Genomic DNA, 16330 nt, shown 5'->3' on the forward strand with positions numbered 1-16330 from the left:
GCATTTATTCATCCATTCTAAGCGATGGGAGATTGACTATTAGGAACATTTGTGCAATCAGGCGAAAATGGACAAGTTATCATTGTGCCAATTGCGAATTTCGTTACAGTTTCAGGTTTCCGTTAGTAGCAAACAATGGGGTGTAACGTTCTTTTCCCCAGAGCAGGAATTTCAGTGGAAGATGTGGAACTAATCATTCGTGACGCGAAAACGAGCTTTTTTAGGGGATTACACGTGTCAATCAAAACTCTATATCGCCTTTTGCTTTATCACAGAGCAGGAGCGTCAGTGCTTTGGCGTGACGATAAAGGTTACAAAGAGATAAGGCAACGGGCAAAACAGGGGTGGACGCTCCTTATTGGAAGTACAAAAGAATTAGGAGCGATGGAGCTAAAAATTTATAAAAGTAAATGGGTTGGCTGAAAGGGTTGAATCATGAACCTTCTGTTCAATTCCACATACCGTATAGTAAGAAGATCTCAAGACTTGGTCCTTCTTCGTCGTGTTAGGAGGCCGTGAGAGGAGGGTCAGAGATGCGTTTAGAGCGTTTAGCTGTGAATAAAATCAAAGTGTTTTTGACATTCGATGACTTAAAAGAGCGAGGCATTACCAAGGATGAACTTTGGCAGGATATCCCAAAGGTTCATGACTTGTTTCGCGATATGATGCTAGAAGCAGACGATGAATTAGGTTTTAAAGCCGATGGCCCGATTGCTGTTGAAGTGTTTGCCCTCCCAGCACAAGGGATGGTTATTATCGTAACGAAAGGTCACCAAGAATCAGATTTTGATGAAGATGGGCTCGAAGATGGCTATATTGAAATGCAAGTGACCCTTGATGAGAGCGATGAAGTGTTTTACGAATTTGCCGATATTGAAGATGTCATCTCACTTGTCCCTAGGCTGGTAACGTTAGGAATGACGGGCGGGACTCTTTATTCGTATCAAGGGCGATACTATATTTCTTTCACAGATCTTGATTTGGACGGAATCGATGAAGAGTCGTTAATAGCCCTGCTGGCCGAATACGGTTATCCTTCAACAATCTCAACCTATCGTGTAGCAGAATACGGATCATTAATCATTGCTAATGATGCATGCATTAAGTTGTATCAATCTTTTTTCAAAGCGAGAACATAAACTGATGGGGAAACTCATCGGTTTTTTGCACTTAAAAAAATTAACTACTAAAGAACAAAAGGATCAGAAACGGCTTCGTCAGAGGTCTAGCTCTAAGTCATAACTGGAAATCTCAACAGAGACGAAACGATCCACGTCCTATGACAACGTCTAGGTGTCCCACATCGCCAGAGATTGGACAAACGTTCAGCAGAGGCGCCCACTTTGTGAAGTTCACTTTTTTGTGATGAAACTATTAGCTTCGTCATATTTGAAGCTGTGATACAATGATACAGGATAGACAATCGTCCAATACATAGTTCATTGAATAAAGTGATTGTAGAAACATATGACAGTGGGAGTGAACATACGTGAAAATAGCGGTTTTATATGGTGGGACATCAGCAGAACGAGAAGTATCATTATCATCAGGAAAAGGGATTATGGAGGCGTTAAAGGTCAACGGTCATGAGGTCATTGGCATTGATTTTCATCCAGATCAGGTTCGCGACTTGGTTGACTTAGACGTTGACCTTGTATTTATTGGACTTCACGGACGGTTAGGCGAAGATGGAAAGGTTCAAGCACTGCTTGACTTGTTAAACATCCCTTATGTTGGTACAGGTGTTCAAGGTTCGGCCCTTGCCATGGATAAAGCGAAGGCTAAGCTCTTTTTTGAAAAAGCAGGCATTCGGGTTGCAGAGGAGGTCGTACTCCATTCATTTACGTACGATGCAAATGCGTTTAACTTTACAGGCACATATCCTGTCGTCGTTAAACCAAATCAGGAAGGATCAACCATCGGCTTAACCGTAGCAGAAACAGAGGAGGAGCTTTTGCAAGGGATTGAAGAAGCTTTCCGTCATGATGATACAATTCTCATTGAAGAGTTTATCGCCGGAACAGAAGTAACGGTTGCTGTGCTTGGCAATAAAGGGGAAGAGCGGTCACTTCCTGTTGTGGAAATTGTTCCGAAAAATAAACTTTATGATTATGAGTCAAAATACGCTCCAGGGATGAGCGAACATATTGTTCCTGCCCGAATTTCTGAGGAGCATACCGCTTATGTGCAACAAGCAGCCGTTCGTGCTCACCAAGCGCTAGGATGTGATGTATATTCGCGGGTTGATTTCATCGTTCCAAACGACGGATCGGATCCGGTCATTTTAGAAGTCAATACGCTTCCGGGGATGACACCAACGAGTTTGTATCCAGATGCTGCCAAAGGGGTTGGTATGTCGTATGAGGAAATGATCCAAACGTTTGTCAACCTTTCGTTAAAAAAATAACGTTTCCGTGTTTAAAAACCCTTCAAAAATCGATGCAAAGAATCATCCGATTTTTGAAGGGTACACTATTGGATGATCTCGTAATTTTTCTTACAGAAACGGTGGAAAAAAGAAGGTACTTTCTTTATAGTTATAAGTGTCGAAGCTTTTTAACTAAAGAGTGTAAGGGTGGCCAGAGGTGAAAACGAATGGAAGATAAAGACAAGCGGTCGGGGAAAACAACAGACGTGCTTGCTTCTACGCAAACAGTGATTAAAAAGGCGCTTGATAAATTAGGTTATCCAGATGAAATGTATGAGTTGATGAAAGAACCGATTCGCATGTTAACGGTTAGAATTCCTGTGCGAATGGATGACGGTTCAACAAAGATATTTACTGGCTATCGGGCCCAGCATAACGATGCGGTAGGCCCAACAAAAGGCGGTGTTCGCTTCCATCCAAATGTGACGGAAAAAGAAGTGAAAGCGCTTTCTATCTGGATGAGCTTAAAAGCAGGAATTGTCGACCTTCCGTACGGAGGAGGAAAAGGCGGAATTGTCTGCGACCCGCGGGACATGTCGTTCCGTGAACTAGAAAGACTCAGTCGCGGCTATGTGCGGGCGATTAGTCAAATTGTCGGTCCGACGAAGGACATTCCGGCACCAGATGTTTTTACAAACTCACAGATCATGGCATGGATGCTTGATGAATATAGCCGAATACGTGAATTTGATTCACCGGGCTTTATTACAGGGAAACCAATTGTCCTTGGAGGCTCACACGGACGGGAGTCTGCTACGGCTAAAGGGGTTACCATTTGCATTCGTGAGGCAGCGAAGAAAAAAGGTATCGATCTTCAAGATGCAAGGGTGGTGATCCAAGGCTTCGGAAACGCAGGGAGCTTCTTAGCAAAATTCATGCACGATGCAGGAGCAAAGGTGATTGGAATTTCGGATGCTTATGGAGCTCTTCACGATCCAGACGGCCTTGACATTGACTATTTGCTCGATCGCAGGGACAGCTTTGGTACAGTTACAAAGCTCTTTAAAAATACGATCTCAAATGAAGAGCTATTAGAGTTAGATTGCGATATTCTTGTACCGGCTGCGATAGAAAATCAAATTACGGAAAAAAATGCGCATAACATTAAGGCACAAATCGTGGTCGAAGCTGCGAATGGTCCGACGACGATTGAAGCGACGGAAATTTTAACAAAGCGCGATATTCTTCTCGTACCAGACGTACTCGCAAGCGCAGGTGGCGTTACCGTCTCCTACTTTGAATGGGTGCAAAACAACCAAGGGTATTATTGGACGGAAGAAGAGGTGGAAGGAAAGTTAGAAGCTGTTATGGTTCACGCTTTTGATAACATTTATAAGCTGGCGAAAGGACGGAAGGTGGATATGCGTCTAGCAGCGTATATGGTCGGCGTAAGGAAAATGGCCGAAGCATCTCGCTTCCGTGGCTGGGTATAACGAGGTATAATAAAGATGGTGTCCCCTTATAAAGCTTTCACTTTATAGGGGGTTGTTTCATTTTTGAACGAAGGTCGAGTTAAAGAATAAGAGTGTGGTGAATCAACGTATGGAACAAGAACAGGTGATTATTGTCGGTGGTGGTCCGTGCGGGTTGGCAGCAGCGATTGCGTTACAAAATGAAGGTCTCAAGCCTCTTGTTATTGAAAAGGACAACATTGTGAGCGCAATCCATCGTTATCCGACCCATCAAACGTTTTTTAGTACGAGTGAAAAGCTCGAAATTGGGCAAGTACCGTTTTTAACAGAAGAGCGAAAGCCAAAGCGAAGCCAAGCTCTCGTCTATTATCGAGAAGTGGTCAAACGAAAGCAGATTCGTGTCAATCCATTTGAGCGAGTCACAAAGGTGACGAAGCAAGAGGACGGGACATTCTATGTAGTAACATCAAAGCGAACATATCACTGCAAGCAAGTGGTCATTGCCACAGGTTATTATGATCATCCCAATTCACTAGGTGTCCCAGGGGAAGATCTTCCCCATGTTTTTCACTATTTTAAAGAGGCGCACCCGTACTTTGACCAGGACGTTGTCGTGATCGGCGGGAAAAACTCCGCGGTCGACGCAGCCCTTGAATTGGAGAAGGCAGGAGCAAGAGTAACGGTCCTATATCGTGGAGACACGTACTCAGATAGTGTCAAGCCATGGATTTTACCGGAATTTGTTTCTCTTGTAAACCACGACAAAGTAAAGATGGTGTTTCGTGCACAAGTGAAACGAATCACAGCTTCGGAAGTGGAGTATGAGACCCATGGTGAGAGGAAAGCGGCAAGAGCCGATTTCGTGTTTGCCATGATCGGCTACCATCCAGACCACGACTTTCTGAAAACGATGGGTGTTGCTATCGATCACGATACAGGTCGTCCCATTCACGACCCAGAAACGATGGAAACTAACGTGGAAGGGATTTTTATCGCAGGTGTTATAGCTGCAGGAAATAACGCTAACGAGATATTTATTGAAAATGGCAGATTTCACGGAGAAATGTTCGCAAAACTGATTCGGGAACGAGTGGAGTAAAGAGCTGGGCATGGTGCCTAGCTCTTTTATTTGAAAAAGATTTCTTGTAATCTCTTATGATCGGTCGTCAATTCAAGGGCGACGAGTAGCTTTAATCGTGCTTTTTGACCATTTAAACCGTTCGTAAAAATAACCCCTAAATCTTTTAGGTGACGCCCGCCTCCCTCGTAAGCGTACGTTTCCTGAACGATGCCACTAACGCTTCTTGACACGAGTACCACTGGAATGTTGGCTTGATGAAGACGTTTGATGCTTGGGACGACCGCTGGTGGTAAGTTTCCTTGTCCGAAAGCCTCAATGACTAGGCCGTCAATTCCCGTGTCGGCAATCGCATCAACAACGGACCCATCCATGCCTGCGTAGGCCTTTAATAGCACAACTCGATGATTGATGCTTGAGACCGTATAGCTCTCTTTGTATGAAGGGGCGTGGTGGAAGGTAACGCCTCGTTTCGTGACAATCCCAATCGGCCCATACTGTGGACTTTGGAACGTGGCGACGTTACTCGTATGAGTTTTCGTGACGTTTTTTGCTGTATGAATTTCGTCGTTAAATACGACGAGAACTCCTTTTCCTTTTGCTTCATCTGTAGCAGCCGTTTTGACAGCAGAAATAAAATTGTGTGGTCCGTCCGCTCCGAGCTCATTACTGGAACGCATCGCCCCTGTGACAACGACAGGGACTTCCCAATCGAGTAACAAATCTAGAAGGTAGGCTGTTTCTTCTAACGTATCCGTCCCATGTGTAATCACGACCCCATCAAACGATTCATTACCTACTCGGCTCTTTAGTCGCTCAGCCAACTGAAACATGAGCTCAGGTGTCATATGGGGGGAAGGAATATTGAGAAAATCATCGACTTCGATCGAGGCAATCGATGTTAACGATTCGACGGTGGCAAACAGGGGATTTGTCTCTTTAGGCTGTACGCCCCCTTTTTCATCTTCATGCATCGCAATCGTTCCACCTGTGTGTATAACTAAAACTTTTTTCATGGCTCGTTCTCCTTTTGGCGAATGGTTATACTGTTTGAGTGAAAACCAGACAAGTGAATCTGACAAAGTGTACCCCTTCACTCCAAGTTGTTCACAAGCATCATCATAACATAGCTGTTCAACTGTAAAAAAGTCTCTTTCTTATTGCAAATCCATTTCGTGAACCTTACAAAACGTTTACAATGGGGGTAGTGAGTTTGGACGGAGAGGTTGAGACATTGTGTTCAGTTTATTGACAGCCGCCATTGCTCCAGCCATGGCGCTTCTATGCTTTTTTTATTTGAAAAATGAATACGGCTCGCAAACCTTGGGCTTTGTCGTGCGAACCTTTTTAATTGGCGCGCTCCTGATGTTTCCAGTCATGGTGCTCCAACATGCGTTTCTTGCGGAAGGTTTCTTTGCGAATCCTTTGTTAAAAGCCTTTATTCTTTATGGATTTTTCGAGGAATTTTTCAAATGGTTTATGCTTTATTTTTTCGCCTACAAACATGTGGAATTTAACCGTCGGTACGATGGGATTATATTTGGTGTTTCCCTTTCGTTAGGATTTGCCTCTATGGAGAATGGATTATACTTAATTGCTAACGGTGTGGAAACCGCGATCGGTCGGGCGTTACTTCCAGTGTCAAGCCACGCAATTTATGGCGTGATTATGGGATACTATTTAGGACGAGCAAAAATGGAAGAAAAGCATCGAAAGAAATGGCTCTTTCTCTCGCTCTTTCTCCCGGTTTTGCTGCACAGCTTGTATGATGCAATTTTGTTATTGTGGAGCAAGCATTTTCTTTTTGTCATGGTGCCCTTTATGTTGGTATTATGGTGGGTAGCGATACAAAAAGTAAAACTGGCTAATCAACTGGACCGCTAATGAAAGGTAGAGAAGTAGATACGTCTACCTTTGAAGAAAATGAATGGAGGTGTAGAGAGCATGGCAAAGGAACGGTACCGTGTCGTCATTCGCTGCCCTGAATGCGGTGAACGCTACATTCTTCGTGGCCACCGAAACGAAAAAGGAGAGTATGAAACGGGGTTTAAACAATGCATTTGTGGCAACGAAGATCACCTTTATATTGATGGTGCCCCAGAATAATCCATTCGCACCGTGAAAAAATAAACGAATTGAAAGAATGTTGTTGCATTTTCGCTAGAATTGTTGTAATTTTTATAAAAAGGTCTTGAAAACAAAATAGTGTCTCGTATTCTTATCCAGAGAGGTGGAGGGAACGGCCCGAAGAAACCTCAGCAACCAGCCACGATCCTGTGGTCAGGTGCTAATTCCTGCAAGCATTATTTGCTTGAGAGATAAGAGGAAGCGAGTGAGATCCAACACCTACTTCTTCTTAATCTTACATGACGAGAAGGTAGGTGTTTTTTTACACAATCAGAAAAGATCGAACTTTTCAGATAGTTTAAGGAAAATGAAGGCTTTCGCAACTTGGCGACGAGCTGATTTTTCCAATAGATGGATAGGAGGAGCAACCATGAATCGTAAAGAATTAGAAACAGCTTTAGTACAAATCGGAAATCGAATGGATGATCGAACAGGTGCGATCAACACGCCTGTTTACTTTTCGACCGCCTATCGTCACTCCGGAATTGGCGAATCCACTGGCTATGACTATGCACGGACAGGGAATCCCACGAGAGAAGTGCTTGAAAAGGCGATTGCTACGTTAGAAAACGGAGATCAAGGGTTTGCCTGTAGTTCCGGTATGGCAGCTATCCAAACGGTTTTTTCTCTTTTTCAATCAGGGGATGAAATTATTGCTTCCCAAGATTTGTATGGAGGGACGTACCGCTTGTTTGAAGGTGGCTGGAAAAAGTGGGGGCTTTCTTTCTCCTATGCTGATCCGCGAAATCTTGCAGCGTTAGAACAGCAAATAACAGAAAAAACGAAGGCGCTGTTTATTGAAACCCCTACGAATCCACTCATGCAAGAAGCAAATATTCGTGAGCTTGCCGCCCTTGCTAATAAACATGGGTTGCTGCTGATCGTCGATAATACGTTCTATACGCCACTTTTACAACAACCATTAAACGAAGGGGCCCATATCGTCATCCATAGTGCGTCAAAATACTTAGGCGGACACAATGATGTCATCGCTGGATTGATTGTTGCCAAAGGACAAGAGCTATGTGAGCAGATCGCCTATTACCATAACGGAATTGGCGGAACGCTCTCAGCCTTTGATTCATGGTTGCTCATTCGTGGGATGAAAACTCTTGCTCTACGAATGGAGCAGCATCAAAACAATGCGAGGGCTATAGCGTCTTACTTAGAAAAGCATGAAGGAGTAACGGATGTTCTTTATCCTGGACGGGGTGGGATGCTTTCCTTCCGCATCCAATCGGAGAGCTGGGTTAACCCGTTTTTACAATCGTTGAAGCTCATTTCATTTGCAGAGAGCCTAGGGGGAGTCGAGAGCTTAATGACCTATCCGGCGACGCAAACCCATGCCGATATTCCAGAGGATGTGCGGATCGCTAACGGTGTATGTAATCGCTTGTTGCGATTCTCAGTTGGGATCGAACATGTGGGTGATTTGATTGCCGACCTCGATCAAGCGTTCAACCGTGTCATCGAGCAGTCAGCGGTGAAAGGAAGTGAAGCACAGTGAGCGAACAGTACAGCTTGCAAACAAAACTACTTCATAATGAGCATAAGGTTGACCAGGCAACTGGTGCGGTAAGCGTACCAATCCAACACGCTTCTACGTTTCATCAGTTTGACTTTGATACGTTTGGAACGTATGACTATAGCCGTTCGGGTAATCCGACACGGGATGCTCTCGAAGCGGCGATTGCTGAGCTTGAGGGAGGCAATCATGGATTTGCGTTTGCTTCTGGGATGGCTGCCATCTCCACAGCGTTTATGCTCCTATCAAAGGGCGATCACGTTGTCTTAACGAAAGATGTGTACGGTGGGACCTTTCGCCTCGTAACGGAAGTTTTAACCCGGCTTGGAATTGACCATACATTTGTTGATATGACAAACTTGGCGGAAGTGGCGGCGGCCATCAGACCAAATACCCGTGTCCTTTATATGGAGACGCCATCCAATCCGACGTTGAACATTACCGACATTCACGGGGTCGTTTCACTGGCAAAAGAACACGAATGTCTCACCTTTCTTGACAACACCTTTTTAACACCTGCTTTGCAGCGACCGCTAGAACTTGGAGTCGATGTCGTCCTCCATAGTGCGACGAAATTTATTGGAGGTCACAGTGATGTTGTCGCAGGGCTGGCGGTGACAAAGGATGAAGAACTGGGAAAAAAGCTCGCCTTTTTACAAAACTCGTTCGGCGCTATTTTAGGCGTTCAAGACGTATGGCTCGTTCTCCGAGGTTTGAAAACACTTCATGTGCGGATGGAGCACGGAGAGAAAGGGGCTCAGCAGATCGCCGAATGGCTTCTAGGCGTCCCGGAAGTGAAGCGAGTCTACTACCCTGGTTTAAAAGATCACCTAGGACACGAATTGCAAAAAAGGCAGGCGGAAGGGTTTGGCGCTGTGCTATCGTTTGAGCTAGAAAATGAAGAGGCGGTTCGAAGGTTCGTGGAACATGTAAAGCTCCCTGTTTTTGCTGTCAGTTTAGGAGCGGTAGAATCGATCTTGTCTTACCCCGCCAAAATGTCCCATGCCGCGATGCCGAAAGAGGAGCGGGAGGCAAGAGGCATTCGTGATGGATTGCTTAGACTTTCAGTCGGGTTAGAAAAACCGGAAGAACTAATGGCTGACTTTAAAGCGGCATTTGCTCACGTTCGAGGAAAGGTGGAACATCTATGACGAACTTGGTCGAAGCGCTGAAAACGAACATATTAGTCGGAGATGGCGCCATGGGAACGCTTCTTTACGAGCAAGGGATTGACCGATGCTTTGAAGAGCTCAATGTGACCGATCCAGAGAAAATCGTGGCAGCCCATGTAGCGTATGTGGAAGCTGGAGCTGATGTGATCCAGACGAACACGTATGCGGCAAATCGGATGAAACTAGCAAAATATCAGCTTGACGACCAAGTATTGGAAATCAACCGCGCCGCCGTTCGATTAGCGAGAAAGGCTGCAAAACAAGAGACGTTTGTCCTCGGTACCATCGGCGGCATTCGCAGCATTCAATTTGAAGAAGTAGAAATCCAAGAAGTCCAGGACGTGTTTTTGGAGCAGATGAAGGCGCTCGTAAGCGAAGGGGTGGACGGTCTTTTATTGGAAACCTTTTATGATCTAGAAGAAGCGAAATTGGCCGTCAGTCTTGCCCGTTCTTTAACGGATTTGCCCGTCATCGCTCATTTATCGATCGCAGAAATTGGCGTACTTCAAGGGGGGAAACTGTTAGAAGAGGCGTTTGCAGAGCTAGAAGGGCTCGGAGCAGATCTTGTCGGCATTAACTGTCGTATGGGACCCTACCAAATGCTTCGCTCCCTCGAAACGGTTCAACTTTTGGACAGAGCCTACTATTCTGCTTATCCAAATGCTAGCTTACCAGATTATCGCGACGGTCGGCTGTATTACCATTCAAATCCAGAATATTTTTATGAAATGGGAAAACGCTTTGTGCAGCAAGGAGTTCGCCTTCTAGGAGGATGTTGTGGTACCACTCCTGAACATGTACGTGCGTTTGCTAAAGTTGTGAAAGGATTAAAGCCTGTTGTAAGCAAGCCTGTGAGATTGGAAATCAAAGAAACGTTGAGCTCTACTGGGCAAAAGACGGCTCGAGAGCCACTTGCGGAAAAAGTGAAGAAGCAGCCTTCGATCATCGTGGAGCTAGATCCACCGAAAAACTTGGCGATCGATCGGTTTGTTGAAGGGGCAGCGGCTTTGAAAAATGCTGGAGTGGATGCGGTGACGATGGCGGATAATTCCTTGGCTTCTCCTCGTGTCGATAACTTAGCGCTTGGAGCGATTATTCAGCAGCAAGTGGGCGCTCGGCCACTCGTCCATGTGACGTGCCGTGACCGGAACCTGATCGGGTTGCAGTCGCACTTAATGGGGCTCCATGCCTTAGGGATGACTGATTTATTAGCGATTACGGGGGACCCAACAAAGGTCGGTGATTTTCCTGGTGCCACGTCGGTCTATGACGTGACCTCATTTCAGCTAATCTCTTTAATCAAGCAATTGAATGAAGGAATCTCCTTTTCAGGAAAAGAACTAGGTCAAAAAGCGAATTTCTCTGTGGGGGCTGCCTTTAATCCAAATGTCCGTCACCTTGAGCGAGCGGTCCAACGAATGGAAAAGAAAATCGAGGCTGGCGCTGACTATTTCATGACCCAGCCAATCTACAATGAAAAGCAGATCGAGGACATTTACGAAGCGACTAAGCACATTGAAAAGCCGATTTATATCGGAATCATGCCATTAATTAACGGTCGAAATGCAGAATTTCTTCATAATGAGGTACCGGGTATTAAATTGACAGATCAGATTCGAGAACGGATGGCACGTGCCGGTGAAGACCGACAAAAAGGGGAACGGGAAGGACTCGCCATTGCCAAATCTTTATTGGATGTAGCGACTCATTATTTTAACGGCATCTATTTGATTACCCCGTTTTTACGCTACGGAATGACTGTTGATCTGACTCACTATGTGAAGGAGACTCATCATCAAATCAGACAGCCAGAACGCTCGGTTCAGAAGTAGAAAGGACGATCAGAAGAATGACTAAATCGTTGTTTGAACAACAGTTAGAGCGAAAAATCGTCATCCTTGATGGGGCGATGGGGACCATGTTACAAGCCGCGAATCTAACCGCTGATGACTTTGGCGGAGAAGAGTATGAAGGGTGTAATGAATATTTAAATGAGACGGCCCCCCATGTCGTTGAGGACATTCATCGCGCATACTTAGAGGCAGGAGCAGACGTCATTGCGACGAACACGTTCGGGGCAACAGATATCGTTCTTGACGATTATGATCTCGGATACAAAGCAGAGGAGTTAAACATATGCGCGGTGAAAATCGCTAAACGTGTAGCTGAAGAGTTTTCCACTCCAGATTGGCCTCGATTCGTTGCAGGGGCGATGGGGCCGACGACGAAATCTCTTTCCGTCACAGGGGGCGCGACATTCGAACAACTTATCGAGTCTTATCGCCAGCAAGCTACAGGTCTAATTAAAGGCGGGGCGGATATTTTATTACTCGAAACGAGCCAGGATATGCGAAACGTGAAGGCGGCTTATTTAGGACTGAGTCAAGCGCAAAAAGAGCTAGAGGTAAAACTGCCGCTCATCATTTCTGGAACGATTGAACCGATGGGAACAACGCTCGCCGGCCAAAACATCGAGGCGTTCTATTTGTCATTAGAGCATATGAATCCCGTCGTTGTCGGTCTTAACTGCGCTACAGGACCGGAATTTATGCGCGATCACCTCCGTTCTCTTTCAGACCTTGCGACCTGCTCTGTAAGCTGTTATCCGAATGCTGGGTTACCTGACGAAGAGGGGAACTATCACGAATCCCCAGAATCATTAGCAGCCAAGCTCGCAGGTTTTGCGGAAAAGGGATGGTTGAATATGGTTGGTGGCTGTTGCGGGACGACTCCAGACCACATTCGTGCTCTTTTGGACGTTATGAAGCAATTTGAGCCGAGACAACCAAAAGGGGATCACCCCCACTCGGTCTCAGGAATTGAGCCACTGTTATACGATGACAGCATGCGTCCACTATTTGTCGGTGAACGGACAAACGTCATCGGGTCTCGTAAATTTAAACGGTTGATCGAAGAAGAAAAATATGAAGAAGCCTCAGAAATTGCAAGATCCCAAGTGAAGAAAGGGGCCCACGTTATCGATGTTTGTCTTGCTGATCCGGATCGCGATGAAATGGAGGACATGGAGGAATTTTTAAAATTCGTGATCAACAAAGTGAAGGTACCGCTCATGATTGACTCCACCGACGAAAAGGTAATTGAACAAGCGCTTACGTATTCACAAGGGAAAGCGATCATTAATTCGATCAACTTAGAGGACGGCGAAGAACGTTTTGAAAAAGTGGTCCCGCTCGTCCATAAGTATGGAGCCGCGGTTGTCGTTGGTACGATCGACGAAGAAGGAATGGCGATTACGGCAGAAAAAAAATTAGCGGTTGCGAAACGGTCATACGACCTGCTCGTAAACAAATACAACATTCGTCCGAGCGATATTATTTTTGATCCGCTCGTGTTCCCAGTAGGAACAGGCGATGAGCAATACATTGGCTCGGCGAATGAGACGGTGGAAGGAATTAGGAGGATCAAAGAAGAGCTCCCTGAATGTTTAACGATTCTTGGAGTTAGTAACGTGTCGTTCGGTCTTCCGCCTGTCGGAAGAGAGGTGCTGAACGCGGCGTACTTATACCATTGTACACAAGCTGGCCTTGATTACGCTATCGTGAACACAGAAAAGCTTGAGCGTTATGCCTCGATTTCTGATGAAGAAAAAGAATTGTCAAGGAAGCTCTTATTTGAAACGACAGATGAAACGCTCGCTGAGTTCACCGCCTTTTATCGAGGGAAAAAAGCAGAGAAAAAAGTGGAGACTTCTAATTTAACTTTGGAAGAGCGGTTGGCAAACTACATTGTTGAAGGGTCAAAGGACGGGCTGACAGAAGATTTAGATAAAGCGCTCGCGAAATATGATGATCCGCTTGATATCATTAACGGCCCGCTCATGAATGGAATGGACGAAGTCGGTCGTTTGTTTAACAATAACGAGCTTATTGTCGCTGAAGTATTGCAAAGCGCTGAGGTTATGAAGGCTTCCGTCGCCCACCTTGAGCCACATATGGAAAAGAAAGCAGACGATCATGGAAAAGGAAAAATCATTCTTGCCACGGTCAAGGGCGATGTTCACGATATCGGGAAAAATCTAGTGGAAATTATTTTGAGCAATAATGGTTTCCGCATCGTGAACCTAGGAATTAAAGTTACCTCTAATGAGCTGATTGAAGCGGTGGCGAGAGAAAATCCAGATGCGATTGGCTTGTCAGGGTTGCTCGTCAAATCAGCACAACAAATGGTACTTACCGCCCAAGATTTGAAGCAACAACAAATTTCCATTCCGATTTTAGTCGGAGGCGCAGCCCTTACGCGGAAATTTACGAATACAAAAATCGCTCCAGAGTATGATGGTCTCGTCGTCTACGCGAAGGATGCGATGAACGGGTTAGAGCTTGCCAATAAATTAATGAAACCTGATGAACGAGAAAAGCTAGCGGTCTCCCTCCATGAAGCGAAGGAGCAGGCGAACTCGAGGACACAAATGGGAGGAGGCGGAACTGCAGTTGCGGTAAAGCCGACTCGATCCCATGTTTCGACAACGGTACCTGTAGCGGTCCCACCTGATGTGAAGCCGCACATTTTGCGCCACCATAGCATTGCCCATTTAGAGCCGTATATTAACATGCAGATGTTGTTAGGACGTCACTTAGGCTTACAAGGGAAAGTGAGCCGCCTGCTTGCAGAAAAAGACGAGAAGGCTCTTGAATTAAAAGAAAAAGTTGATGCGCTACTCATCCGGGTGAAGGAGGAGCAGCTCATGGAAGCCCATGGCATGTATCAGTTTTTTCCTGCTCAGTCGGATGGGGACGATATTGTCATTTATGATCAAACGGGAACAAATGAAATCGAGCGATTCCATTTTCCGCGTCAGAATAAGGAGCCTTATCTGTGTCTTGCCGATTTCCTTCGCCCGGTTTCCAGTGGGGAAATGGACTATGTTGGCTTCCTTGCTGTAACCGCAGGAAAAGGCGTTCGTGAATTAGGGGAGCAGGCGAAAGAGGCTGGAGACTATTTATTCAGTCACTTAATCCAAGCAACAGCCTTAGAGATGGCGGAAGGGTTTGCCGAGCGTGTCCATCAGCTCATGCGTGATAAGTGGGGGTTTCCTGATTCGGCTGACTTTACAATGGAAGAGCGTTTCGCTGCAAAATACCGTGGCATCCGTGTATCGTTCGGCTACCCTGCATGCCCTGACTTGGATGACCAAGCAAAGTTGTTTAAGCTGTTGAAGCCTGGAAAGATCGGAATTGAGTTGACGGAAGGGTTTATGATGGAACCAGAAGCCTCCGTCACCGCGATGGTGTTTGCCCATCCTGAGGCTCGCTATTTTAATGTTTTATAGAGGTAAGACCTTTTCTGTTATAAGCAGAGAAGGTCTTTTTTCATTTTAAATAATCGAGCGCGTATGAAAGATCAAGTTGCTAAAGGGTGGCGACAAGCACGGGCTGTTAATAACTTTTACTTTGTAAAAAACACCTAGCTGGTAAGATCGTGTGCTCATTGCTCAAATTTCTCAATGCTTAAGTTTTTTCTCCTTTTTTGAATAAAAACGCTAAGGGTCAACAAACAATACGTGTAAGCGTTGGCGTATAGACACAACATTGGGAATAAGCAATTGCCTAAACCATAAGGAGGTACGAACAGCATGAGTACACGAGGATGGTTGAAAATTCCTCTTCTGAGTTTAGCTTTATTTCTCAGTTTAATGAACATGACGACGACAGCCCATGCTTTTTCTGACCAAGTCATCCAGCATGGAGCCACCGGGGATGATGTGGTGGAATTACAAGCCCGACTCCAATACATTGGTTTTTACAATAAGAAGATTGATGGTGTCTTTGGATGGAGCACATACTGGGCCGTTCGTAATTATCAATATGAGTTCGGGATGGAAGTGGATGGTCTTGTTGGGCCTGAAATGAAAGCAAAGCTTGAAAAAACAACAAACTTCAACCGAGATTTTGTCGATAGGGCGCTGACCCAAGGAAGGAAATTTACCCATTATGGCGGGGTACCAAAACAGATTCAAAAAGGGCCAAAAGGGAGCGCAGATGAAAGGAGGCGTGCACGCGAAGAAGTGAGACAGCCTCGAGCTGATCGTCCTGGAAGAGATGACCCTGCCGCGCCAACGGATGAAAGAGCTCCGCGGCGTGAGGAAACACCTGCTCCGACGCCGGAACCGACACCTGCACCACCAGAGGAGCCAACACCTTACGAAGAAACACCAGATGCTCAAGATGATGAGGCAAATATCGAAAAAGCAACAAATGTTCCTGCAGGTTACTCTGATAACGATATTCAACTAATGGCACAAGCCGTTTATGGAGAAGCGCGGGGAGAGCCTTATGTAGGACAAGTGGCTGTTGCTGCTGTTATTTTAAATCGATTGAACAGTCCAACCTTCCCAGATACCGTCTCAGGTGTCATTTTTGAGCCACTTGCTTTCACGGCAGTAGCCGACGGGCAAATTTACATGACACCAGATGAAACGGCAAGACGGGCCGTGTTAGATGCATTGAACGGCCAAGATCCGTCAGGAGGCGCAACCTATTATTTTAACCCGGATACAGCGACATCTGGTTGGATCTGGTCAAGACCACAAATTAAACGGATTGGAAAACATATTTTCTGTAATTAGTA

General features: G+C 45.6%; 13 protein-coding genes and 1 riboswitch. Of the genes, 12 read left to right on the plus strand and 1 reads right to left on the minus strand.

The window, feature by feature from the left end:
• Positions 1-234: 234 nt before the first annotated feature.
• The 5 genes from FED51_RS08770 to FED51_RS08790 all read left to right on the plus strand — a co-directional run bounded on the left by FED51_RS08770 (position 235) and on the right by FED51_RS08790 (position 4939).
• A complete protein-coding gene (locus FED51_RS08770; RefSeq protein ID WP_134229022.1) occupies positions 235-423 on the plus strand; it encodes a hypothetical protein in 189 nt (62 codons plus the stop codon).
• 110 nt (positions 424-533) lie between these two features.
• Positions 534-1139, plus strand: a complete 606-nt coding sequence (locus FED51_RS08775; RefSeq protein WP_010897783.1) for a genetic competence negative regulator — start codon at positions 534-536, stop codon at positions 1137-1139.
• Between the two features lie 350 nt (positions 1140-1489).
• Positions 1490-2407: a D-alanine--D-alanine ligase family protein gene (locus FED51_RS08780; RefSeq protein WP_053431379.1), complete on the plus strand. Its 918-nt coding sequence runs from the start codon at positions 1490-1492 to the stop codon at positions 2405-2407.
• A gap of 188 nt (positions 2408-2595) precedes the next feature.
• Positions 2596-3861 (plus strand): Glu/Leu/Phe/Val family dehydrogenase, encoded by a 1266-nt coding sequence (locus FED51_RS08785; RefSeq protein ID WP_053431378.1) that lies wholly within the window; start codon positions 2596-2598, stop codon positions 3859-3861.
• Positions 3862-3970: 109 nt separating this feature from the next.
• Positions 3971-4939 carry a YpdA family putative bacillithiol disulfide reductase gene (locus FED51_RS08790; RefSeq protein WP_053431377.1) on the plus strand — a complete coding sequence of 323 codons (969 nt, stop codon included), beginning with the start codon at positions 3971-3973 and terminating at the stop codon, positions 4937-4939.
• Between the two features lie 26 nt (positions 4940-4965).
• Here FED51_RS08790 and FED51_RS08795 read toward each other — a convergent pair whose 3' ends face one another.
• Positions 4966-5934 carry an asparaginase gene (locus FED51_RS08795; RefSeq protein ID WP_053431376.1) on the minus strand — a complete coding sequence of 323 codons (969 nt, stop codon included), beginning with the start codon at positions 5932-5934 and terminating at the stop codon, positions 4966-4968.
• A gap of 220 nt (positions 5935-6154) precedes the next feature.
• Between FED51_RS08795 and prsW the strand changes: the two genes are divergently transcribed.
• From prsW to sleB, 7 genes are all read left to right on the plus strand, one after another.
• On the plus strand, positions 6155-6802 hold the full coding sequence (gene prsW / locus FED51_RS08800; protein ID WP_053431375.1) for a glutamic-type intramembrane protease PrsW: 648 nt from the start codon (positions 6155-6157) through the stop codon (positions 6800-6802).
• 60 nt (positions 6803-6862) lie between these two features.
• On the plus strand, positions 6863-7024 hold the full coding sequence (locus FED51_RS21100; RefSeq protein WP_166740002.1) for a hypothetical protein: 162 nt from the start codon (positions 6863-6865) through the stop codon (positions 7022-7024).
• A gap of 109 nt (positions 7025-7133) precedes the next feature.
• Positions 7134-7243: riboswitch (SAM riboswitch) on the plus strand.
• A gap of 172 nt (positions 7244-7415) precedes the next feature.
• On the plus strand, positions 7416-8552 hold the full coding sequence (locus FED51_RS08805) for a methionine biosynthesis PLP-dependent protein (RefSeq protein WP_053431374.1): 1137 nt from the start codon (positions 7416-7418) through the stop codon (positions 8550-8552).
• Positions 8549-9721: a cystathionine beta-lyase gene (gene metC, locus FED51_RS08810; RefSeq protein WP_053431373.1), complete on the plus strand. Its 1173-nt coding sequence runs from the start codon at positions 8549-8551 to the stop codon at positions 9719-9721. Before FED51_RS08805 ends, metC begins: the two co-directional genes overlap by 4 nt.
• The gene (locus tag FED51_RS08815; RefSeq protein WP_053431372.1) at positions 9718-11574 is read left to right on the plus strand and encodes a bifunctional homocysteine S-methyltransferase/methylenetetrahydrofolate reductase; all 1857 of its coding nucleotides are present in this window, start codon (positions 9718-9720) and stop codon (positions 11572-11574) included. The genes metC and FED51_RS08815 overlap by 4 nt, the downstream gene beginning before the upstream one ends.
• Positions 11575-11591: 17 nt before the next feature.
• Positions 11592-15032: a methionine synthase gene (gene metH / locus FED51_RS08820; protein ID WP_053431371.1), complete on the plus strand. Its 3441-nt coding sequence runs from the start codon at positions 11592-11594 to the stop codon at positions 15030-15032.
• A gap of 303 nt (positions 15033-15335) precedes the next feature.
• Positions 15336-16328, plus strand: coding sequence for a spore cortex-lytic enzyme (gene sleB / locus FED51_RS08825; protein WP_053431370.1), 993 nt, complete (start codon positions 15336-15338; stop codon positions 16326-16328).
• The last annotated feature ends 2 nt before the right edge of the window (positions 16329-16330 follow it).

Origin of the sequence: Halalkalibacterium halodurans, assembly GCF_005671335.1 — a bacterium.
GTDB lineage: Bacteria > Bacillota > Bacilli > Bacillales > Bacillaceae_D > Halalkalibacterium > Halalkalibacterium halodurans.